Origin of the sequence: Rathayibacter tritici, assembly GCF_001641005.1 — a bacterium.
Classification (GTDB): Bacteria; Actinomycetota; Actinomycetes; order Actinomycetales; family Microbacteriaceae; genus Rathayibacter; species Rathayibacter tritici.
In genome coordinates this window covers 2,189,754-2,211,471 of record NZ_CP015515.1, presented here as the reverse complement: position 1 = coordinate 2,211,471, position 21,718 = coordinate 2,189,754, and the positions used below count along the sequence as shown (strand labels likewise).

Here is a 21,718-nt window from a genome sequence, read left to right as displayed (position 1 = left end):
CGATGACAGCGGAACACATACTACCCGCGGGCACGGCCGAGCACCGGGAGCAGTGCGGCCCGCCGGTATCCTGGCCCCCGCCGGAACCGATTGGACGCCATGCCGCACTCCCGCCCCGTCACGCTCGCCGTGCTCACCGTCGATCCGGGCGGGATGGGCGGCGGTGAGACCTACGCGCGCGCACTGACCCGCCTCCTGGCGCCGCGAGTGGGGGAGGACGGACCGGAAGTGCAGGTGCTCGTCCCCGAGAACGCGCGCGGCTTCAGCGAGGGCGTGCCCGAGGTCGTCGCCGACGGTGTGGTCAGCGGCGCGGGTCACCGACGGCGGGCCATAGGCATGCTCCAGGCGCTGCTGCGGACGTCGCGCCTGCGCCGCCTGATCGGCCCGGACGCCGTGCTCTACTTCCCCTTCACCGTGCCGCTGCCCTGGCCCTCGCGCCGCCAGGGTCACGTGCAGATGCTGTTCGACCTCCAGCACCGCGACCTCCCCGAACTCTTCCCCCGCATCGAGCGCGTCTTCCGCCGTCTCGCCTACGAGGCCACCGCCCGCCGTGCCGACGCGGTCATCACCATCAGCGCCTTCACGAAGGGGCGGATCGTCGAGCTGCTGGGCATCCCCGAGGAGCGGGTCCACGTGTCGCACCTCGGCGTGGACACCGAGCGCTTCGTCGCGAATCTGGGGACTCGGGAGGACTTTGTCCTCTACCCGGCGCGCGCCTGGCCGCACAAGAACCATGCCCGGCTCTTCGAGGCGGTGCGCCTGCTGCGCGAGGAGGGGCACCCGCTCCGGCTGGTGCTGACCGGAGGGGATCTGGACCGGCTCGGCGCGCTGCCGGACTTCGTCGAGTGGCGCGGCCACGTCACTCCCCAGGAGCTCGCCGATCTTTATCGACGCGCCGCAGTGCTGGCGTTCCCGAGTCTCTACGAGGGCTTCGGGCTGCCGCCGATCGAGGCGATGGCGTCGGGCTGCCCCGTCGCGGTCTCAGGCTCGGGGTCGCTGCCGGAGATCTGTGCAGACGCGGCGGTCTACGTCGACCCGCTCAAGCCTCGCTCGATCGCGGACGGGATCCTCGAGGCGATCGAGCGCACCACCGAGCTCGGGCCGCTCGGGGTCGAGCGGGCGCGGACGTTCAGCTGGGAGCGCTGCCGCGAGGAGCATCTCGCCGTCTTCCGCGCGGTCGCCGAGCGCCGCGCGCGCTGAGGCGGGTCAGCCCGGGGGGTGCAGGAGGCGGCGCCAGCTCAGCCCCTGCGCCGCCCGCATCGCGCAGAGCACCACGAGCAGCCAGCCCGCGTCGAGCAGGATCGAGCTCTCGGCCAGCGCGGTGACGATCAGGACGCTCAGCACCAGCACCGGCCAGACGTGCACGACCGCCTTGCGCTCGGAAGCGATCAGCCAGGAGCGCCAGAGTGCGAGGCCGATCAGCACGACGAAGAGCACGACCCCCACCGCGCCGAGCTGCAGCGCCACGTCGAACAGCGCGTTCAGGCTCGACGAGTGCGGGCGGCCGGAGAGGTAGTCGATCGCGGTGAAGGGGTAGAGGTCGGGGCGCCAGTAGCCCACCCAGCCCCAGCCGATGATCGGCGTCAGATCCGTGAACCGCCAGACCTGCTGCCAGAGCCGCAACCGAAACTCGAACTCACTGCCCGCGTTCAGCAGCTCGATCACCCGGTAGCGCAGGAGCCAGGCGGTCACAGCGGCGGCCGCGGCGACTCCGAGCACCGTGAACTGTCGCCGTCGCCGACGAGTGCCGTCGGCGCGGCGCACCCAGCGCAGGGCCAGGGCGACGACGGCGGCCACCGCGAGCACGCCCGCGCTCACGGCCGAGCGCGTGAAGAGCAGGGTCAGCGCGGCGAGGGTGATCGAGGCGATCGCCGGTCCGCGGGTGACCGAGCGGGTCGCCAGCTCGACCGAGAACGTTACGATCGCCAGGAGGCAGACCAGCCCGAGCTGGTTGCGCGTGCCGACCAGACCCTGGATCGGCCCGCCGACGGCGAGCAGCCCCTCGACGCCGACGAAGCGCAGTGGCCGGTCGATCAGCACGCCCGAGAACACCTCCACGGCGACCGAGGCGATCAGCACCACCCGCAGCACGTCGCCGACGGAGCGGATGATCTGGATGATGTCGCGCGTGAGTCCGATCGCGATCGCCAGAAACGCCAGAGCGAACTGGTAGACGACGCTCGAGACCGTCGCCCAGGTGTAGTCGCTCCACAGCACGCTGAGCGCGACCCAGCCCAGGAACACCAGGATGCTCGTGGGCAGCAGGCCCTCCCAGTCGAGCAGGCCGCGACGCAGGACGAGCACGACCGCGGCGAGTGCGGTCAGCGTGGCCACGGCGGCGAGGTAGCCGGGCCAGCCGATCAGGCCGCGGACCGCCGGAGCGCAGAGCACCGTGACGAGGGTGGTCTGCGCGAGGGCTGCGGCGAACTGCGGGGACGCCGTCGCGTCGGCGACGGAGGCGGGGAGGGAGGGGCGGCGCGGCCTCATCGCCTCGGGGAGGCGTCGACGAGGGGCAGCGGAGTCGCGGTGAGGACCTCGGGCGACTCCGTCGCCGGCTGCTTGGTCTGCACGGCGAGCACGACCAGGAGCAGCCAGCCGCCCTCGATCAGGATCCGGCTCTCGAAGAGCGATTGCGCCAGCAGGGCGACGACGATCAGCAGCGGTGCGAGGCCGACGGCGGTGTAGGGGAGGATCGAGGTCGCATCCCGCCGGGGGCGGTCGACCGCCCGGAACCATGAGCGCCAGAGGGTCGAGACCGCGAGCGCCGCGAAGAGAACGAGTCCGACCACTCCGAGCTGGAGGGCGACGTCGAGCCAGGCGTCGTGCGCCTGCAGGTAGAGCACGCCGCGGCGCTCGGCGAGAGTGTCGAAGGGAGCGACCCACGGCGCCCAGTAGCTGACCCAGCCCCAGCCGAGGACCGGCCGCTGGAGGGCGAGTCCGATCACCGAGTCCCAGATGTCCAGGCGCCCCGTCGCATCCTCGCTCTTGCCGAGCAGGCCGAGGAGGGCGCCCCAGCCGGCCGCTGCTCCGGCGACCGCGGCCACCGCGAGGCCCGCTGCGCTCAGGTAGACGGGTCGGCGGCCGGACTCGCCCCTCCGGCGGGCCCACACGGCGAACACGGCGGCGAGGACGACGGCGACGAGGCAGAGCAGGACGGTGGCGGAGCGCGTGAGCAGGAGGGTCGCGGTGAACAGGGCGATCCACAGCGCTCCCCAGCGACGCCGGATCGAGCGGGCAGCCAGCTCGATCGCGATCACGATCAGGCCGAGCAGGGCGAGGAAGCCGAGGAGGTTGCGGTTGCCGACGATCCCCTGGACGGGCTCGCCGGTGAAGAGCGCGGCCTGCGACCAGTAGAAAGCGTCGGGGGTCGGTCCGTCGGCCGGCCGCTCGACGCCGACCGGCAGGACAGGCTGCCGCACCACGACCGCGATCACGAGCTCGAACAGCAGCGACACTCCGACGCAGAGGCGCAGGGCTCGGCCGAGCGCCGTCAGGAGCTCGCGGCTGCTCAGCGTGACGGCGAGGACCGCGCCGCCGAGGGTCGTCGCCAGCTGCGCTGCGACTCCGATCGCGCTCGCGCCCGGATAGGCCGACCAGAGCAGCGAGAGCACGGCGAGGCCGAGGAAGAGGACCAGCGACTTCGGCGTGCGGGCCCAGCGCAGGCGCGGGCGTGCGCGGACCAGCACGGCGATCGAGGCGGCGAGGAGCACCGCAATGACCAGCCCCCAGCCCCACCAGCCGACGAGATTGCGCAGCGACTGACCCGCCAGCAGCACGGCGAGCACCGCCACCGCGAGCGCTCGGGGAGCGGCGGGCGCGGAGCGATGGATCATGGCGACCAGTCTAGGGAGCGACCCCGGCGCGCCGGGGTCCTCCGTCTGCTGCCCGGCCGACGCCCGGGGCGCGGCCCCGCGAGGGATCAGACGAAGGCGGCCGTTCCCGTGATCGAGCGGCCCACGATCAGTGTGTTCATCTCGCGAGTGCCCTCGTAGGAGTAGAGCGCCTCCGCGTCGGCGAAGAACCGCGCGACGCCGTAATCGAGCACGATGCCGTTACCGCCCATCACCTCGCGGCACCAGGCGACGGTCTCGCGCATCCTCGCCGTGGTGTACGCCTTGGCGAGAGCGGAGTGCTCATCGCGCTGCTCGCCGGCGTCGAGCATCTCGGACAGGCGGGTCGCCAGGGCGATGCTCGCGGTGATGTTGCCGATGCTCCTGACGAGCAGGTCCTGCACCAGCTGATGCCCGACCAGGGGCTTGCCGAACTGCACGCGCTCCTTCGCATAGCGCAGGGCCGCGTCGTAGGCACCGATCGCGACTCCGATGGCCTGCCAGGCGACCTCGGCGCGGGTGAGCCGCAGCACCTTCGCGGTGTCGCGGAACGAGTTCGCGCCCTGCAAGCGCAGCGACTCCGGGATCCGCACGCCCTCGAGCACAATGTCGGCGTTCTGGACGGTGCGCAGGCTCTGCTTGCGCGCGATGGCGGTGGCCCGGTAGCCCGGGGTGGAGGTGGGGACGAGGAAGCCCTTCACCTGGCCGTCCTGCACGTCCTTGGCCCAGATCACGGTGACGTCGCTGAAGGTCGCGTTGCCGATCCAGCGCTTCTCGCCGTCGAGGACCCAGCTGTCGCCGTCGCGCCGCGCGGTCGTGCGCAAACCCTGAGCGGAGTCGGAGCCGGAGTGCGGCTCGGTCAGCCCGAAGGCGCCGATCACCTCGCCCGAGGCGAGCTTCGGCAGCCACTCGGCGCGCTGCTCCGGGGAGCCGGCGACGCCGATGGTGCCCATCACCAGGCCGTTCTGCACCCCGACGTAGGTCGCGATCCCGGCGTCGACCCGGCCCAGCTCGAGCGCTACCCAGCCGCGGAACACCGCCGAGTTCTCGATCGCGCGCGTCTCGGGCCAGGAGAGTCCGATGACGCGGGTGGCGTGGATACCGGGGATGAGCTGCCGCGGGAACTCTGCGCGCTCCCAGTACTCATCGGCGATGGGCCGCACCTGCTCCTCGAGGAAGGACCGCACGCCGACCAGCAGCTCCTTCTCGGCGGCGGTGAGCGCCGCCTCGAACCCGTAGAAGTCGGCCCCCAGGGCCTCGAAGGTCGTGCTGTCCATGCTCTGTGCTCCTCGCTCGTCGGACGCGGCACGGTGACCGCTCTAACGGCGACAGTGCTGCGGCTCTCAGAGTACGAAGGCATCCTGCGATCGCAGCGTCCTCTGGCGGAGAGCGCCAACAGCCGGCCCTGCTCCCGGGCCCGTGTTGTGGATCCTGCTAGCGTCGCAGCGGAGCGGCCCCCGCGGACCGGGGCGAGCGGCTCCGATCCCACATCCTTGGACGGAAGGCCAGCGCTCCCGTGTTCATCCCGATCGGCAACACGCCCCGCGACTACGCCTGGGGCTCGCTCACCGGCATCTCCGAGGCGCTCGGCACCGCGCCCTCCGGCGGCCCCGAGGCCGAGCTCTGGCTCGGGGCGCACTCGGGCTCACCCGCGCGCATCCTCGACCCCTCCTCCGTCGGCGCCGCGACGCTCGCCGAGTGGATCGCGCAGGAGCCCGCCGCGGCGCTGGCCGGGGTCGAGGGCTCGGTCGATCCGGTCTCGGGCGCCCCTCGCCTGCCATTCCTGCTCAAGATCCTCGCCGCGGGCGGACCGCTCTCGCTCCAGGCGCACCCCTCGGCCGAGACGGCGCGGCGCCGCTTCGTCGAGGAGGAGGAGGCGGGGATCGCCCGCGATGCGGCCGAGCGCAACTACAAGGACCCGTTCCACAAGCCCGAGCTGATCTACGCGCTCAGCGAGAGCTTCGACGCGCTCTGCGGGTTCCGCGAGCCGGCGCACGCCCGCGCCCTGCTCACCGAGCTGGCCGGACGCGCCGCGGGGGAGGAGGCGGCCGGGATCATCCGCTTCGCCGACACCCTCGACGGGGAGCCCGCTGCGGTGCTGCGCCGAGCGGTGTCCTGGCTGCTCGCCGACGGCGACCGAGCCGAGGTCGCGAGCCTGGTGGCGGCCGTCGTCGGAGCCTGCGCGGGCGATCACCGTCTCGAGACGACCACGGTCAGGGAGCTCGCCGCGAGCTACCCCGGAGACCCCGGGATCGTGCTCTCGCTGCTGCTCAACCGCGTCCGCCTCGCCCGCGGCGAGGTGCTCTACCTGCCGGCCGGCAACATCCACGCCTACCTCGCGGGTACCGGTGTCGAGCTGATGGCGGCCTCCGACAACGTGCTGCGCGGCGGACTGACCCCCAAGCACATCGACGTGCCCGAGTTGGTGAGCGTGCTCGAGTTCTCACCCCTGCCTGTGCCGTACCTGCCCGCGGAGCAGTCGGGGCCGGGCGTGCGCGTCTACCGGCCCGACGTCCCCGATTTCGTTCTCGCCGTTGTCCAGCCCGAGTCGGAGGAGCCCGCTCGTGTCGCCCTTCGCGGGCCGGCGATCGCGATCGCGACCGAGGGCTCGTTCTCGCTCGCGGGCGCCGAGGGGTCGGTGCGCGTCGAGCGCGGTGCGAGCGTGTTCGTGACCCCCTCGGAGGGCGACCTCGCGGTCACCGGGCGCGGCACGCTCTTCGTCGCGACGGTGTGAGCCCCGGGCCGCGCTTCGGGCGGCACCGGGGCGGCACACCGAGAGAGGGCGCCGCGGGGCGGCACGACCTCCCGCAGCGGCGTCGTCCGGCGGATCGGTGCCGTCGATCCGCGCCGCTAGGGTGGCTTCCGGCGCGCGCAGTCGCGGGCCGAGCACCGAGGAGGATCGACATGGCATGGCTGGTCACCGGGGGAGCCGGGTACATCGGGGCACATGTGGTGCGCGCGTTCTCGGAGCAGGGGATCGACCCCGTCGTGCTCGATGACCTCTCCTCGGGGCACGCGTCGTTCGTGCCCGAGGGAATCCCGTTCCACCGGGGCTCGATCCTCGACGACGCGCTGCTCGATCGCGTTGTCGCCGAGCACGACATCGAGGGCGTCGTGCACGTTGCGGGGTTCAAGTACGCCGGAGTGTCGGTTCAGCGCCCGCTGCACACCTACGAGCAGAACGTCACCGGTACGATGCGCGTGCTCGCGGCGATGCAGCGCGCCGGAGTCTCCTCGATCGTGTTCTCCTCCAGTGCGGCCGTCTACGGCGCTGTCGACGTCGAGATCGTCACCGAGGACACTCCGAAAAGACCGGAGTCGCCCTACGGCGAGTCGAAGCTGATCGGCGAGTGGCTGCTCGCTGACGCCGGGCGTGCGCACGACGTGCGGCACGCCTCGCTGCGCTACTTCAACGTCGTCGGCTCCGGTTACCCCGACGTCTACGACACCAGCCCGCACAATCTGTTCCCGCTCGTATTCGAGGCGTTGCTGGCCGGGCGCACGCCGCGGATCAACGGCGATGACTACCCGACCCCGGACGGCACCTGCGTGCGCGACTACATCCACGTCGCCGACCTCGCCCTCGCCCACGTCGCCGCGGCTCGACGTCTGGCGGCGGGCGAGCCGATCGACCCGGTCTACAACCTGGGCAGCGGATCCGGCGCCTCCGTCGGCGAGATCATGCGGGCGATCGCGGACAGCACGGGTATCGCGTTCACTCCCGAGGTGGTCCCGCGTCGGCCGGGCGATCCCCCTCGGATCGTTGCGTCCGGGGAGACGGCGGCGCGCGATCTGGGCTGGGAGATGCGGCACACCGTGGCCGAGATGGTTGAAAGCGCTTGGCGCGCGCGGAGTGCCGCGACGGCGTGAGCGGAGTTCACCTTCGCGACACGCCGGTGTGTCGTAAACCCTCCACGGCGGGTTGAGGGTTTATGGTCCGCGACTTGACCTGAGCGAATGACACCGCTGTAATTACCTAGGCAGTGGCTCCGCGAGGGGCGGCTTCCGTTCATCAGTTCGCAGGCGGGGTAGGAGACGGCATGACGCTTCCGGAACAGCACTCCGGAGTCCCCGAGGACTGGTTCGTCGACCCCGTGCGCCTGGGCGTTCCCGGGGTCAGGCCCGGCATCGACACCGAGCTCGAGGCGCCGGGGGGTGCGCTGTCCTGGCAGGTCGACTCGCTCTGCGCGCAGACCGACCCCGAGGCGTTCTTCCCCGAGAAGGGCGGCTCGACCCGCGACGCGAAGAAGATCTGCACCTCGTGCGAGGTGCGGGCGCAGTGCCTCGAGTACGCGCTCGAGAACGACGAGCGGTTCGGCATCTGGGGCGGCCTCTCCGAGCGCGAGCGCCGGAAGCTGCGCCGCCGCGCCTGAACTGTCGCGCCCGAACCGCCGCGCCCTCACCATCGCGTCCGAACCGTCGGGCGTACGTCATCGCGTCTGTGTCATCGCGTCTGCGCCAGCGTGGTTCTGCCACCGCGCCTGAGTCGCCCCTCGTCGAGGCGCGTTCCGAGCGCCGACCGGCGGGGCGGCGAGCCGCAGGCGGGCGGCACGGCGGCATCGCTTAGGGTGGTCCGCGATGTATCCACGAGTCACCGCCGTCCTCGTCGCGCGTAACGGCGCGGCCTATTTGGAACGAACCCTCGCGGCACTGCGGGCACAGACCCGCCTGCCCGACGCGACGGTGTTCGTCGACGGCGCCTCGAAGGACTCCACCGGTGAGCTCCTCGCCTCCTGGGGGCCGACACAGCTCGTCCAGGTGGCCGAGAACCTCCCGTTCGGCCAGGCGGTGGCGCGCGCGGTTCGGGTGATGCAGCCCCCGGCCGGCGACGACGAGTGGCTGTGGCTGCTCGCCCAGGACTCCGCCCCCGAGCCCGGCGCCCTCGCCGCCCTGCTCGGAGCCGTCGAGGTCGCTCCCTCCGTCGCCGTCGCCGGGCCGAAGATCATGGACTGGACGCGCTCCGGCTACATCCGCAGCTACGGCGAGTCGGTCACCAAGCACGGCACCACGGTCCACCTCGTCGAGGACGAACTCGACCAGGGTCAGCACGATTCCACCCCCGACATCCTGGCGGTCGCCGCCGGCGGCATGCTCGTGCGCCACTCCCTCTGGGAGGAGCTCGGCGGCTTCGACCCCGGCCTGCCGGTCGTAGACGACGCACTCGACTTCTCGATCCGGACCCGCCTGGCCGGGCACCGCGTCAGCCGCGTGCCCGACGCCCGCGTCACCACCGCCCGGATCGGCCTGCAGCGTCCCGACGGCCGCCGCATCGACAGTGGGGAGCGGCGCCGTGCGCGCCAGCACCGCACCGCGCAGTTGCACCGCCGGCTCGCCTACGCTCCCGTCGCACTCCTGCTGCTGCACTGGCTCTCGCTCGTTCCGCTGGCCGTTGGTCGCGCGGTCGTGCGCCTGCTGCGCAAGCAGCCGGGATTGGTCGGCGGTGAGCTGCTCGCCTCCCTCGTCGTCGCCTTCGGTGGCACGAAGGTGTTCCGGGCCCGCACAGTGCTGCGCTCGTCGAAGAACGTGGGCTGGAAGGCGATCGCTCCGCTGCGCATCCCGCTCGACGTGGTGCGGCAGCTGCGCTCGGTGCGCCACGATGCGGTGCGCGTTCAGGCCGGGCGGGGGCGCCACCCCCTGCACTTCTTCCAGGGCGGAGGAGTGTGGGTCGTCCTCGTCGCCGCGCTCGCGGGCCTGGTGATCTATGCGCGGCTCCTGCCCGCTACCGCGCTCAGCGGCGGAGGGCTCCTGACACTCTCGCCGACCGTCGGCGAACTCTGGCGCAACGCGGCTTACGGCTGGCGCGACCTCGGCCCCGGATTCATCGGAGCCGCCGATCCCTTCACGGCCGTCCTCGCCGTGCTGGGCTCGCTGACCTTCTGGTCACCGAGCTACGCGATGGTGCTGCTCTATCTCGTCGCGCTGCCCGCCGCGGCGATGGGCGCCTGGCTGATGATCGCGCGACTGACTCCGCGCGCCATCGCCCGTGCCGCCGGAGCCCTCGTCTACGTCCTCGCTCCCGCCTTCTTCGCGGCGCAGGCCGACGGGCGTCCCGCGCCGCTGCTGGTGCACGTGCTGCTGCCGTGGCTCTTCTTCGCCGGCTTCGGCGCGTACCGCTCGTGGTCCGCCTCCGCGTCCGCGTCGATCCTGGCTGCCGCCGTCGTCGCCTGTGCGCCGGTGCTCGCCGTGCCGCTCCTGGTGATCTGGCTCGTGGTCGTCGCCACGTCCGGCCGTCGGATCGGACGCTTCCTCGGCCTGCCGATCCCTGCGGCCGTCCTGCTCTTCCCGCTGGTGCTGGCCCGAGCTCCCCGCGGCGACTGGCTCGCGATCCTCGCCGATCCGGGCGTGCCGCTGCCGTCGGCGCAGTCCGACCTCGTCGCGCTGCTGGCCGGATCCCCATCCGGGCTGCCCGCGGGCTGGCTCGCGTTCCTCGGCGGGTTGGGGGTCGACGCCTCCGCCGCCGGGCTGGTGACCGCTGCGCTCGCCGTCCCGCTGATTGTCGCGGCACTGGCCGCTCTGCTGCTCCCGAACAACCTCGCGGCGCTCGGCGGAGTCGGCGTTGCCGCGAGCGGCCTGGTGACGGCCTCGCTCGCTCAGGGCGTCCAGGTCGCCACCACGGGCTCCGAGGCGGTGTCCGTGTGGAGCGGGACCGGCCTCAGTCTTTACTGGCTCGGTCTGGTGATCGGCGCCTCGCTCTCGATCGCCGCGATCCGCTCGGTCCGCGTCGTTCCGGCGCTCGTCGTGACCGCTGCGGTCGCCGCTCTCGTCGGCCCGCTCGCGGTCGCTTTCCCGGCGGGTACCGGCACCTCGGTGTCGACGACCTCGGACCGCTCGCTCCCCGCGTATGTTGCCGCCGAGGCGCAGAACGACCCGAGGGTGGGCACTATCGTGCTCGTCCCGCAGGCCGACGGGGGAGTCCTCGCGCGCCTGGAGCGCGGGGCAGGCGCAACACTCGACCAGCAGTCCACCCTCGCGAGCACCGGCGCAGAGCGCACCGATGCCATCGACGAGCTGGCCGGCAACCTCGTTTCGCGCACGGGCTACGACGTCCCTGCCGCCCTTGCGCAGCTCGGCGTGCGGTTCGTCGTGCTGACCCAACCCGCCGGTACGCAGGTCGGCGACGCCGCGGCGGCCGTCCGGGCGCGCGCCGCCGTCTCCCTCGACGGCAATGCGGCCTTCTCGGCCATCGGCGACACCCGCTACGGGCTGCTCTGGACGGCCGTCGACGCCGGGGCGACTCGCACCGAGGCGGCTCCGTCGGGCGTCGTCGGGCCCTTCGGGATCGCCTACACGATCGCCCTGCTCCTCGTCTTCGTCGTCGCCCTGCTGCTGGCGGTGCCCACCGGTCTCTCGCTCGAGCGCGGCCGCTCCAGCGCCGCTGTCGCCGGGATCGACGACGAGCCGGGCGAAGCCACCGGCCAGTTCGACGACGGGAACGACGATGTCTGACCCGGCCGATCAGGAGAAGCAGATGCCCGAGTCCTCCGCCCGCCGCTCCCGCGCCGAGCGCCGAGCCGGCCGTGCCGCCGCAGCGACACCGCAGCCCGCCCCCTCGGCCGCGCACCGGCGCCGCACCGCCCTGCGCAGTGCCGTCGGAGTCGCCGGAGTCGTCATCGCTGCGGCCGCCGTGGCCGTGCCCCAGCTCGTCCCGACGCCCCTGGCCTCCCGGGCTGCCCAGGGGGTGGTCGTGTCCCCGGTCGCCGCCGACGCCTCGCTCGTCTGCGGAGGCGACCTGATCGACGCGAGCGAGCCGGAGCAGTTGCGCGCCCTGGACGGCTCGACGACCGCGCTCTGGCCCGACGGCTCGACCTCTGGCTCGAGCGTCCTCGGCGAGAACGACATCGCCGCCCCGGGCACGGGCATCACCGGCGTCCAGGTTCCCGCCGACTCCGCGCCCACCCCCGGCGGGGCGAGCGTCCAGGTCATCGCCACAGCCACGCTCTCGGGGCTCTCTGCCCGCGCCTGCGCCGAACCCTCCGCCGACAGCTGGCTCGTCGCCGGCTCGACCGACGTCGGACGCACCTCCGTGCTGATCCTGGCGAACCCGAGCGCGGTCGCGGCGACCGTGGACCTCACCCTCTTCGGTGAGAACGGCAGGATTCAGGCCACCGGAGCCACGGGCATCGTCGTCCCGGCCGGCGCCGTCCGCGCCCTCCCGCTCGCGGGACTCGCCCCCGGAGTCGTCCAACCCGTCGTGCATGTGACCGCGCGCGGCGGCGAGGTGGCCGCCAGTATGCAGAGCAGCGCCATCTCCGGGCTCACCCCCGAGGGTGTCGAGACCACCGGCCCCTCCGCCGGCCCGGACACGCTCGCCGTGATCGCCGGCCTCGAGATCACCTCACCGCCCACTCAGACCGCGAGCGACGACGGCAGCGGAGGGGCGGGCACCCCGGTGCTGCGCATCCTGACCCCCGGCGACGCCGACAGCACCGTCTCGGTCGAGGTGACGAACGCGGATCCGAGCGGCTCCGGCACTTCCACCCAGGTCGTCGTCCCGGCGGGGCTGGTCGGCGAGGTCCCGCTCACGGGCCTAGCGGACGGCTCCTACCGCGTGGTGCTGCGCGCCGACCAGCCGATTGTGGCGGCGGGGCGGACGACGTCCACCGGCCCCGCAGGGACCGACTTCGCCTGGTTCGCCTCCGGCTCCTCGATGACCAGGCCCTTCGGGATCGCGAACACGGGCGAGGGCGGCGCGCGCCTGCACCTCATCAACGGCAGCGATTCGACCGCCTCGGTCGTGATCGCGGGAGCGAGCGGCTCGCGGACGCTGGAGCTCGGTCCGTTCGGGGCCCTCGCGACTCCGCTCGGCACGGACTCCGTCGTCGTCACCAGCACGCAACCGGTGCAGGCGTCGGTCTCGATCGCGGGCGACGGGAAGATCGCCTCCTACGCGGTCGTGCCGCCGGGGCCGCTGTCGTCGCCGATCACCGTGTATTCGCACTGATCCGCCTGCCTGGGCTGGTCTGCCTGCTGGCACGGGTCAGCCTGGGCACTGGGCCGTGCGGGGCGGCGTCTCAGGGGTGGCGGTAGCGGTCCGGGGAGATGTCCCACGGATCGCGACCGAGCAGCTCGGCAACGGCGCGGAACACGTAGCTCTCGATCAGCATCCGCTGGTGCCACTCGTCGCGCCGATGCAGTTTCGCGAGGCGCTCGATCGGGACGCGGTACAGCGTGATGCTGCGTGCAGCGTGATCGACGCGCCAGCGCGCGATGCCGGTGCCCCGGAGGAGGTCGGGGTCGACGTCGGGGGTCGCGGCGACGCCGACGCGGATTCCGGCGAGCTCCTCCGGCCAGCTGCCGCGGAGGTAGTCGATCGCCGAGCCGATCGTCACCTCGAAGAAATCGGTGCGCGTCTGGAGCGGTGGCAAGTGCGGCCCCGTGATCGGGCCGCGCGCCCCACGGCCGTGCCGGTCGCGGGAACCGCCGCGCGACTCGCTCGTCGAGCGAGCGGCGGAACGGCGAGCGCGGGGCATACCTCCAGCCTATTGCTACTGTGGTCGGCGATGACCGGACGGCACTGCTCGCGGACGGGCTGCCGCGCGGAGGCCGTCGTCACGCTGACCTACGACTACCGCGACTCGCTGGTGGCGGTCGGGCCGCTCAGTCCTGCGCCTGACCCGCACGGCTACGACCTCTGCGCCGAGCACGATCGGCGGCTGCTCGTGCCGCGCGGCTGGCGGAGCGTCCGCTACGGTCCGACACCCCCGTAGGAGCCGACCGGGCGGCGTTCACGGGCGCTCGGGGAAGCCGCGCGGGGTGCTGGAGAGCACCGGAGCCAGCCGCTCGAGGCGCTGGTCGGCGAGGCGCAGCGCCCGCTCCTCCCGAGCTCGGCGGAGGGCGGCGACGGCGAGGAGGAGATCTTCGGCGGGCGCGGCGGGCAGCGGAGAGACGTGGGCTGCGGTCTCGTCCGCCAGCGCGGCGGCCAGCTGCGAGCGTGAGGGCTCGGTCATCCCGTGGCGCTGACGGAGGAACTGCGCCAGGCGGCGCGCCAGGGCGTCGGGGAGGCGCGCGGTGTCGGCGGTGACCGCCCAGCCCCGCAGCGGCTCCGGGACCTCAACGACCAGCGGCTGCACCCGGGGTACGCGCTCGAGCTGGCTGTGCGTGCCGGCGAGGACATCGCCGAGGCGGCGCGAGCGGCGGGAGAGCAGGCCGACGACGGCGGCCAGGCCGCCGACGGTCATCACACTGTCGAGCACGCCGGTGAGACCGCGCACCAGTGCGTGCCGGAAGCCGATCGACCCGCCGTCGTCGCGGACCACGCGGGCACCGACGGCCAGCTTGCCGAGCGAGCGTCCGCGGCTGGCAGTCTCGACGGTGACGGGCACGATCACCACGGCGACGACCAGCGCCACGATCGCGACGGCGGCCGACGCGGCCGGGTCCAGCCCGCCGTCGCCCGAGAGAGCGGTGACCACGAGGAACAGGCCGAGCGCGAGCAGGAGTTCCGCGACGAGATCGATGATCGCGCCGACCGCACGGAGGACAAAGGAGGTGACCGGCACCTCCAGCGCGATCGCCTCGCCCGTGACCAGGTCGGCGTCGTCGAACTCGCTGCGCTGCTCCTCCACGGTGCTCCTCCCGGATGCTCGGCCTCGGCGGCATGCCTGGCTATCCTGTCAGGAGATGGACATCGACGCTCTCTCGGCCGCGCGCGCTGCGCAGTGGACCCGCCTGGACGAACTCTCGCGTCGGCGCCGACTGAGCGGAGCCGAGGCGGACGAGCTGATCGAGCGCTATCAGGCCGCGTCCGCGGATCTCGCCGCGATCTCCGCCACCGCCGGATCGACGGCCGTCGGCGCGAGACTGGCCGTCTCGCTCTCGCGGGCACGGGGGCGGCTGACCGGGACCCGCGCGGAGCCGCTGGCCGCTGTCTCCCGCTTCGTCGTCCTGTCCCTCCCGGCGGCGCTGTATCGGCTCCGCTGGCTGACGCTCACCGTGGCCCTGGCGACCGCGGTGGTGGCGACGCTGTATGCGGTCTGGATCCTCGGCGACCCGCGCCTGCTCGCGGCGCTCGGTGACGACGAGGAGCTGCGGCGCTTTGCCCGCGGCGACTTCATCGACTACTACTCCGAGAATCCGGCCGCGTCGTTCGCCGGCCAGGTGTGGACCAACAACGCCTGGATCGCGGCACAGTGCGTGGCTTTCGGGATCGTCGGCGTCTACGTGCCGTACATCCTGCTGCAGAATGCGCAAAACCTCGGCACCTCGATCGCGGTGATGTTCCACGTGGGCGAGGGCGACACCTTCTTCCTCTACATCGCGCCGCACGGGCAGCTCGAGCTGACGGCCGTGTTCGTTGCGGCGGCGGCGGGCCTGCGGATCTTCTGGGCCTGGATCGCTCCGGGACCGCGCACCCGCGGGCAGGCGCTCGCCGAGGACGCGCGCAGTCTGTTCACGGTCGCGATCGGCCTGGTCTTCGTGCTGGGGGTCTCAGGCGTGATCGAGGGTTTCGTCACTCCCGCGCCGTGGCCCTGGTGGCTGAAGATCGGGATCGGCTCGCTCGCGCTGGGCGCTTTCCTGGTCTACATGGTCGTCGTCGGGGGCCGGGCCGCCCGGGCGGGCGAGACGGGCGACCTCGACCGCTTCGAGGCCGGGTCGCGGAGCATCGCGGCCGGCTGACCACGGCGGAGCGACCTCGGTGTGTCAGAGCCGCCCGGCGGCCTTCAGCGCGAGGTAGCGGTCGGCGAGCGCCGGCGGCAGTGCGGACGGGCTGCCGAGCACCACGTCCCCGCCGAGGCGGCGGACGGCCGCGGAGAGTCGCTCCACGTCGGCGAGTGCGCGCTCTGCGGCGGCAGCGGAGTAGATCGCGGCCCGGTCACCGCGGTCGGCCGCCATCCGTTGCAGCTCAGGATCGAGCGCGCAGGCGACCACGACGGTGTGCACTCGGGTGAGCTGCGGGAGCACCGCGAGCAGTCCCTCCGCCGAGCCGACCGAGTCGAGTGCGGTGAGCAGCACCACCAGGGAGCGCTGGGAGGCGAGGGTGCGCACCTGCGCGGGGACGGCCGCCCAGTCGGTCTCGATCAGCCGGGGCTGCACGGGGACGAGGGCGTCGACCACGCGGGTCAGCACCTCCGATCCGGTGGCGCCGTGGACGCGAGCGCGGCGGGCGCGGTCGAACGCCAGCACGTCGACCCGGTCGCCGGCGGAGGCGGCCAGGGCGGCCAGCAGGAGCGAGGCCTCGATCGCCGTGTCCAGGCGCGGCTCGTCCTCGATCCGGGCGGCGGAGGTGCGGCCCGTGTCGAGCACGACGATCACGCGCCGGTCGCGCTCGGGGCGCCAGGTCCGGACGACCGGCTCCCGGCGACGCGCGGTCGCCCGCCAGTCGAGCGAGCGGACGTCGTCGCCACGGACGTACTCGCGCAGGCTGTCGAACTCCGTCCCCTGCCCGCGGATCATGACGCTGGTGCGTCCCTCCAGCTCCCGCAGCCGCGCGAGACGCGACGGCAGGTGGCGACGGGAGCGGAAGGCGGGGAGCACCCGGACGACCGCCGGCGCGGCCCGCGTGGCCTGGCGCCCGGCCAGGCCGAGCGGCCCGAGGGAGCGGATCGTCACGTGGACCGCCCGGCGCTCGCCGCGGCGGCGCGGCTCGAGCACGGTGACGACTGCGCGGCGCTCGCCCGGAGGCAGACGCACGGGCGACCGGGTCTCGAGCGCACCGGCCGAGGGCTCCCAGGCATCGCGAAGGACTCCCGTGACCCTTCTGGGCCCGGTGTTCGTGACCAGGAGGGTCGCCTCGGCCCGCTCGCCGAGCCGCACTCGGTCCGGCGCCCGCCGCTCAAGTGCGACGGCGCGCGGCGAGCCGGCGACCGCGACGTCGATTCCGACCAGGACCGCCCAGACCAAAAGCCAGAGCCCGAGCACAGCGAAGGCGACCTCGGCGCGGCCGCCGAGCAAGACGACCGGCACGAGGCCGACGAGGAGGACGAGGACACTGCGTCCGGTGAGGTGCACGGGCTCAGACCGGGACGCGGACCTGCTGCAGGATCCCGCCCAGGACCGCCTCGGTGCGCACGCCCTCGAGCTCCGCCTCCGGCTCCAGCTGAATGCGGTGGCGCAGCACCGGCAGGACCATCGCCTGCACGTGGTCGGGGGTGATCGAGCCGTAACCGTTCAGCCAGGCCCAGGCGCGAGACGCGGCCAGCAGCGCTGTCGAGCCGCGGGGGCTGGTGCCGAGTTTGACGCTCGGGCTTTCGCGGGTGGCTCGGGCGAGGTCGACGATGTAGCCGAGGACGTCGGGGCCGGCGCCGACTCGGCGGGCCGAGGCCTGCGCGACGCGGAGCCGGGCGGCGTCGAGTACGGGGCGCACGCCTGCTGCACCGAGGTCGCGCGGATCGAATCCGGCGGCGTGGCGCGAGAGGACCTCCACTTCGACGTCGCGCGGCGGGATGTCCAGCACGAGTTTCAGGAGGAACCGGTCGAGCTGCGCCTCCGGGAGCACGTAGGTGCCCTCGTACTCCACCGGGTTCTGCGTCGCGGCGACGAGGAAGGGATCCGGCAGCGCGAGCGTGCGCCCGTCGACGCTGACCTGGCGCTCCTCCATCGCCTCCAGGAGCGCGGCCTGGGTCTTCGGCGGGGTGCGGTTGATCTCGTCCGCCAGCAGGAGATTGGTGAAGACCGGGCCCTCGCGGAAGGCGAAGTCGGACGTCGATGCGTCGTAGACCAGCGAGCCGGTGATGTCGCCGGGCATCAGGTCAGGGGTGAACTGCACGCGCCGGGTGTCGAGCCCGAGCGAGACGGACAGCGCGCGCACCAGGAGCGTCTTCGCGACTCCGGGGACGCCCTCCAGCAGCACGTGGCCGCCCGCGAGCAGAGCGATCAGCAGCCCGGACACAGCGCCGTCCTGGCCGACGACCGCGCGGCCGACCTCGGAGCGGACACGGTCGAGCTCGGCGCGCAGATCGTCGTCGGAGACCGGCGCTCCGTGCCGGGCAGAGGGGGTGGTGTCGCTCATCGGGAGGGGCCTTCCGGTCGTCGGGCGGGAGTCGGGGAGAGGGCGGCGCGCAGCGCGCTCTCGAAGCGCAGGAGTTCGTCGGAGGCGGCGACGAGCGCGGTGTCGTCGCCGGGCACGTCGTCGATCAGGAGCCGGCGCAGCGCGGCCGGATCGCGGCCGAGGCGCTCGGCCGCGACCGCCACGATCTCGTCGGCTCCGGTCGCTGGAGCCAGGCCCAGGAGCGCGGCCGTGCGCCGGAGGGTGGCGATGCGCAGGGCGTCGAGAGCGCGCGGGCGCAGCGCACCGCGAGCGTACAGCCGGGCCCGGCCCCGGGCGGTCTCGCTCGCGTGCACGATGACCGGCAGCGGCTCGACGGCGAGCGGGCCGAAACGGCGCCCGCGCCAGAGTGCGGAGGCGACGACGACGGCGACCAGGAGCAGGAGGGCCGGAGTCACCCAGCCCGGCGCGAGGTCGGCGGTCGAGGGGACGGCGCTCGCCGAATCCGCTGGCTGTGCGCGGTACCAGACCAGCCGGTCCTCGCGGCCGAGCAGGCCGAGCGCGAACGCGGCCCGGCCTTCCTGAGCGATGGTGCCATTGCGGAGCAGATCGGCGTCGCCGATCGCCGTGACCTGCGCACCCTGGGGGAACGTGCTGCTCACCACGAGAAATCCGTCGTCGCCCGAGGGGAAACAGCCCACGGCACCCCCCTCGAGGATCCGAAAGGCGTTCCCTCCGGAGGGGAGCGTGCCGGCGCGCTCGGCCGCGGGCAGCGTGCACTCGGCGCGGAGCGGGCCGTCGTCGGCGGGTGAGCCGGCGAAGCGGACGTCCGGCAGCAGCGCGTCGAGCGCAGCTCCGCCGGGGGCGACCAGTACCAGTGCAGCGGAGGCTCGGGCGAGCCGGCGGTACTGGGACTCGTCGAGGGCGACGTCCGGGTCGTCGACGAGCAGGGTCGCGCCGGGGGAGAGGGCGGCGAGGGCGGAGTCAAGGTCGTCGGCTCGCGCGACGTCCACGCCCTGATCGCGCAGCACCTGCGCGAGCGCGCGGGCGCCGTCCGGAGTCGCGCTGTCGACGTCGAGGTCCGGGGCGGCCACGCGGGCGCCGGTGGCGACGGTGATCAGCAGAGTGCCGACCGCGACGATCACCAGCAGCAGCGCCCACACCCGCCCCCGCCGCAGCAGCGCACCGAGAGTCGGGGTCCATACCGCGGCAACGCTCACCGGGTCGCCCCGAGGGCGTCCAGGATCGGCGAGGCGGCGGCGAGCTCGCGGTCCAGAGCCGCGATCCGCTCGTACTCGGCGGATCCGCACGGGTGCCCGAGGTAGCGGACGCGGTCGAAGTCGTCGGCCGCGCGGCGCAGCGCGGCGGTGGAGGAGGGGAACGCGGCCGAGGCCCGTGAGGACAGTCCGAGCGCAGTGGTGCCGGGCGAGACCCGCAGGACCGTCCGCTCGTCGAGCGAACGCACCAGAGCGCGGAAACGCTCGACCAGCGCCTCATCCCAGTCCCCGCGAGCGGCGGCGGCCTCGGCGAGCGATCGGAGCGCCGCGGCCGAGCGGGTGTCGTCGTCGGCGAGCACCGCTCCGGTGACAGCGCTGCGGCGTGCGACGCGCGGGCGCCCGGCGATCAGCAGTGCCGCGACCACGAGCGCCACCAGCACCAGCACACCGATCACCGCGGCGACCGGCACCGGCGGCCCGTCGCCCGGCAGGGTGAGCGAGGTGAACCAGTCGCGGATCGCCTGCACCACCCGATCGAAGAGAGTCGGCTCGGCCGCGCGGTAGCGCGGGTCGGCGAGCTCCTCGAGGAGGAGGCGGCGGGCCTCGTTCGCGTCGGGGTCGAGGGGAACCGCGGCCAGGGTCACGGGCGTTCCGGCACGGGGAAGGGATCGGGCGACGGGCGCCCTGCGGCGCGTTCCTCGACGTGGCGCAGCAGCACCAGGTCGAAGCCCTCCCGGCGCATCCGCCGGTCGAGGTAGACCAGGCCCGTCAGCGCCGACTGCAGCACCGTGCCGACAGCGCCGATCACCAGGCCCAGGGCGACGGAGGCGATGGAGACCACCAGCGAGGAGACGACCTGCGCCTCCGGGTCGGTCGGAGCGATCAGGGCACCGGCGATCGGGATGAGCAGGCTGAACGGGAGGGCCACGATCTGGCCCGCCGTCTGGATGATCGCCGTCATCAGCGCGAGCGAGCCGAATGTCCGCCAGAATCCCCCCGTCACCAGGCTCCAGGAGCGGGCGACCGCTCGGCGCAGCGGTCGCCGCTCCAGGACGATCAGAGTCGGCACCAGGGCCAGCTTCGTCGAGAGCCAGACGCTGAGGGCGAGGGCCGTCAGGCCGGATCCGATGAGGACCAGGATCCCGCCGATGATCGCGCTCGAGGAGTCGTTCTGCGCCCCGATGAGGAAGAGCGGCACGGCCAGCGCCACCGCGAGGAGCACCAGGAGCAGGTAGCCGACACCCTGCAGGACGGTCCAGCCGATCAGCGCCCAGAAGCGGCCGCGGAGCCGGGCGAGCAGCTGCCGGAGAGTCGAGCGCTCGCCGAGGACCCCGCGCGAGACCTCCAGCACGACCACGCCCTGAACCAGGGCGCCGGTGGTGAGGGAGACGGCGAGGGGGATCAGCGCCGCGAGGATCACGACCGCCAGGGATCCCGCGCCGACCGCGTCGCGGTCCGCCGCCTGTGCCTGCGCGATACGCCCGACGGCGAGCACGGCGATCAGGCCGTACACCGCCAGGGCGAGCACGGAGCCCAGGCCCTGCACCAGCAGGGCGACCCCGAGAGTGGTGCGGGGACTGCGGCGGAGGACCTGGAACGGCGCCCCGAGCAGGGTGCCGAAGCCGAGTGGGCGCAGCGGCACGAGGCCGGGCCTGGGCGGGGGAGTCCAGCCCGCAGCGGAGCGACCGGGGCCGCTCGTCTCCGAACCGGCTGCGGGAGACCAGGGGCCGGCGGCGGGGGTCGGCGACCACGGCCCGGCGACCGGCGGCGCGGGCGACCAGGATGCGGGGGCGGGCGCTGCCGGCGGTGCGGCGGGCGCTGCCGGCGGGTGCCGGGAACCGTCCTGCGCCGGGGCGGCCGCGTCATCCGGGCGCCCTGCGGGCGGAGGCCAAGGAGGTGCGTCGGTCATCCCTCCCATGCTGTCACAGGCGTGCGGCCGGGAACCTCCCCTGGCGGGCCTTTCCCGCTCCCCGCCCGGAGCGAGGTGCGTCGGTTAGCCTGGAGCGGTCACCGTGTGCGCCGTCGGCGGGCGCGACCCGAGACGAGGAAGAGCAGACCGATGAGCGCGCGCATTCTGGTGGTCGACGACGACGCCGCCCTGGCCGAGATGATCGGCATCGTGCTCGGCGCGGACGGCTACGACGTCTCCTTCTGCGCCGACGGCTCCGGCGCGCTCGAGGCCTTCCGTCACAGCCGTCCCGACCTGGTGCTGCTCGACCTGATGCTCCCCGGCATCGACGGCATCGAGGTGTGCCGCGCGATCCGTGCCGAGTCCGGCGTCCCGGTCATCATGCTCACCGCCAAGTCCGACACCGCCGACGTGGTGCAGGGGCTCGAGTCCGGCGCCGACGACTACATGGTCAAGCCGTTCGACCCCAAAGAGCTCGTCGCGCGGATCAAGACGCGCCTGCGCCCGTCCACCGCCGCCGCCAACGCGGTGCTGCAGGTCGGCGACCTGAGCCTGGACGTCGCCGGGCACGAGGTGCGCCGCGGCGAGACTCGCATCGGCCTCACGCCGCTCGAGTTCGACCTCCTCCTCGCTCTCGCCTCGAAACCGCAGCAGGTCTTCACCCGCGAGATGCTGCTCGAGCAGGTCTGGGGCTACCACTACAAGGCCGACACTCGGCTGGTGAACGTGCACGTGCAGCGTCTGCGGGCGAAGGTCGAGAAGGACCCGGACGATCCGCGCATCGTGATGACCGTGCGCGGAGTCGGCTACCGCGCCGGTGCCGTGCTGCCGAGCTGAC

Annotated in this window: 19 protein-coding genes; 9 read left to right on the top strand and 10 right to left on the bottom strand. The window is 73.4% G+C overall.

The annotated features are described in order from the left end of the window. The first annotated feature begins 99 nt into the window (after positions 1 to 99). A complete protein-coding gene (locus A6122_RS10000) occupies positions 100 to 1,200 on the top strand; it encodes a glycosyltransferase family 4 protein (RefSeq protein WP_068254424.1) in 1,101 nt (366 codons plus the stop codon). Positions 1,201 to 1,206: 6 nt separating this feature from the next. On the opposite strand, the gene A6122_RS09995 is transcribed toward A6122_RS10000, so the two are convergent. The 3 genes from A6122_RS09995 to A6122_RS09985 form a co-directional block, all read right to left on the bottom strand. Further along, positions 1,207 to 2,487: an O-antigen ligase family protein gene (locus A6122_RS09995; RefSeq protein WP_068254422.1), complete on the bottom strand. Its 1,281-nt coding sequence runs from the start codon at positions 2,485 to 2,487 to the stop codon at positions 1,207 to 1,209. Beyond that, on the bottom strand, positions 2,484 to 3,833 hold the full coding sequence (locus A6122_RS09990; RefSeq protein ID WP_068254418.1) for an O-antigen ligase family protein: 1,350 nt from the start codon (positions 3,831 to 3,833) through the stop codon (positions 2,484 to 2,486). The genes A6122_RS09995 and A6122_RS09990 overlap by 4 nt, the downstream gene beginning before the upstream one ends. 86 nt (positions 3,834 to 3,919) lie before the next feature. Beyond that, positions 3,920 to 5,107 carry an acyl-CoA dehydrogenase family protein gene (locus A6122_RS09985; RefSeq protein ID WP_068254415.1) on the bottom strand — a complete coding sequence of 396 codons (1,188 nt, stop codon included), beginning with the start codon at positions 5,105 to 5,107 and terminating at the stop codon, positions 3,920 to 3,922. 239 nt (positions 5,108 to 5,346) lie between these two features. Between A6122_RS09985 and manA the strand changes: the two genes are divergently transcribed. The 5 genes from manA (at position 5,347) to A6122_RS09960 (ending at position 12,771) form a co-directional block, all read left to right on the top strand. Next, positions 5,347 to 6,564 carry a mannose-6-phosphate isomerase, class I gene (gene manA, locus A6122_RS09980; protein WP_068254413.1) on the top strand — a complete coding sequence of 406 codons (1,218 nt, stop codon included), beginning with the start codon at positions 5,347 to 5,349 and terminating at the stop codon, positions 6,562 to 6,564. Positions 6,565 to 6,734: 170 nt separating this feature from the next. Next, entirely contained in the window at positions 6,735 to 7,700 is a 966-nt protein-coding gene (gene galE, locus A6122_RS09975) for a UDP-glucose 4-epimerase GalE (protein WP_068254410.1), read from the top strand. Between the two features lie 170 nt (positions 7,701 to 7,870). Next, the gene (locus tag A6122_RS09970) at positions 7,871 to 8,203 is read left to right on the top strand and encodes a WhiB family transcriptional regulator (RefSeq protein ID WP_084415948.1); all 333 of its coding nucleotides are present in this window, start codon (positions 7,871 to 7,873) and stop codon (positions 8,201 to 8,203) included. A gap of 205 nt (positions 8,204 to 8,408) precedes the next feature. Then, positions 8,409 to 11,276: a glycosyltransferase family 2 protein gene (locus tag A6122_RS09965; RefSeq protein WP_068254407.1), complete on the top strand. Its 2,868-nt coding sequence runs from the start codon at positions 8,409 to 8,411 to the stop codon at positions 11,274 to 11,276. Further along, positions 11,269 to 12,771, top strand: coding sequence for a DUF5719 family protein (locus tag A6122_RS09960; protein WP_104261881.1), 1,503 nt, complete (start codon positions 11,269 to 11,271; stop codon positions 12,769 to 12,771). The genes A6122_RS09965 and A6122_RS09960 overlap by 8 nt, the downstream gene beginning before the upstream one ends. A 70-nt stretch (positions 12,772 to 12,841) precedes the next feature. On the opposite strand, the gene A6122_RS09955 is transcribed toward A6122_RS09960, so the two are convergent. Beyond that, complete coding sequence (locus A6122_RS09955; protein ID WP_068254400.1) at positions 12,842 to 13,300, bottom strand: metallopeptidase family protein; 459 nt, start codon at positions 13,298 to 13,300, stop codon at positions 12,842 to 12,844. Positions 13,301 to 13,330: 30 nt separating this feature from the next. Here A6122_RS09955 and A6122_RS09950 point away from each other — a divergent pair, with 30 nt between their 5' ends. Further along, entirely contained in the window at positions 13,331 to 13,537 is a 207-nt protein-coding gene (locus A6122_RS09950; protein ID WP_068254396.1) for a DUF3499 family protein, read from the top strand. A gap of 18 nt (positions 13,538 to 13,555) precedes the next feature. Here the strand turns inward: A6122_RS09950 and A6122_RS09945 are convergent, their stop codons facing one another. Continuing rightward, positions 13,556 to 14,395, bottom strand: a complete 840-nt coding sequence (locus A6122_RS09945) for an RDD family protein (RefSeq protein ID WP_068254393.1) — start codon at positions 14,393 to 14,395, stop codon at positions 13,556 to 13,558. Positions 14,396 to 14,450: 55 nt separating this feature from the next. Between A6122_RS09945 and A6122_RS09940 the strand changes: the two genes are divergently transcribed. Then, positions 14,451 to 15,446, top strand: coding sequence for a stage II sporulation protein M (locus A6122_RS09940; protein ID WP_068254391.1), 996 nt, complete (start codon positions 14,451 to 14,453; stop codon positions 15,444 to 15,446). Between the two features lie 24 nt (positions 15,447 to 15,470). Here A6122_RS09940 and A6122_RS09935 read toward each other — a convergent pair whose 3' ends face one another. Genes A6122_RS09935 through A6122_RS09915 form a run of 5 tightly spaced genes read right to left on the bottom strand, consistent with a single transcriptional unit; the run spans position 15,471 to position 20,613 of the window. Beyond that, entirely contained in the window at positions 15,471 to 16,778 is a 1,308-nt protein-coding gene (locus A6122_RS09935; protein WP_068254388.1) for a DUF58 domain-containing protein, read from the bottom strand. A 4-nt stretch (positions 16,779 to 16,782) separates the two neighbouring features. Further along, positions 16,783 to 17,778, bottom strand: a complete 996-nt coding sequence (locus tag A6122_RS09930; protein WP_068254386.1) for an AAA family ATPase — start codon at positions 17,776 to 17,778, stop codon at positions 16,783 to 16,785. Then, a complete protein-coding gene (locus tag A6122_RS09925; protein WP_068254384.1) occupies positions 17,775 to 18,974 on the bottom strand; it encodes a DUF4350 domain-containing protein in 1,200 nt (399 codons plus the stop codon). Before A6122_RS09925 ends, A6122_RS09930 begins: the two co-directional genes overlap by 4 nt. Continuing rightward, positions 18,971 to 19,615 carry a DUF4129 domain-containing protein gene (locus A6122_RS09920; RefSeq protein ID WP_068254381.1) on the bottom strand — a complete coding sequence of 215 codons (645 nt, stop codon included), beginning with the start codon at positions 19,613 to 19,615 and terminating at the stop codon, positions 18,971 to 18,973. Before A6122_RS09920 ends, A6122_RS09925 begins: the two co-directional genes overlap by 4 nt. Next, positions 19,612 to 20,613 carry a hypothetical protein gene (locus tag A6122_RS09915; RefSeq protein WP_084415946.1) on the bottom strand — a complete coding sequence of 334 codons (1,002 nt, stop codon included), beginning with the start codon at positions 20,611 to 20,613 and terminating at the stop codon, positions 19,612 to 19,614. Before A6122_RS09915 ends, A6122_RS09920 begins: the two co-directional genes overlap by 4 nt. Positions 20,614 to 21,030: 417 nt before the next feature. Here A6122_RS09915 and mtrA point away from each other — a divergent pair, with 417 nt between their 5' ends. Further along, positions 21,031 to 21,717: an MtrAB system response regulator MtrA gene (gene mtrA, locus A6122_RS09910; protein ID WP_068257444.1), complete on the top strand. Its 687-nt coding sequence runs from the start codon at positions 21,031 to 21,033 to the stop codon at positions 21,715 to 21,717. Position 21,718 lies beyond the last annotated feature (1 nt).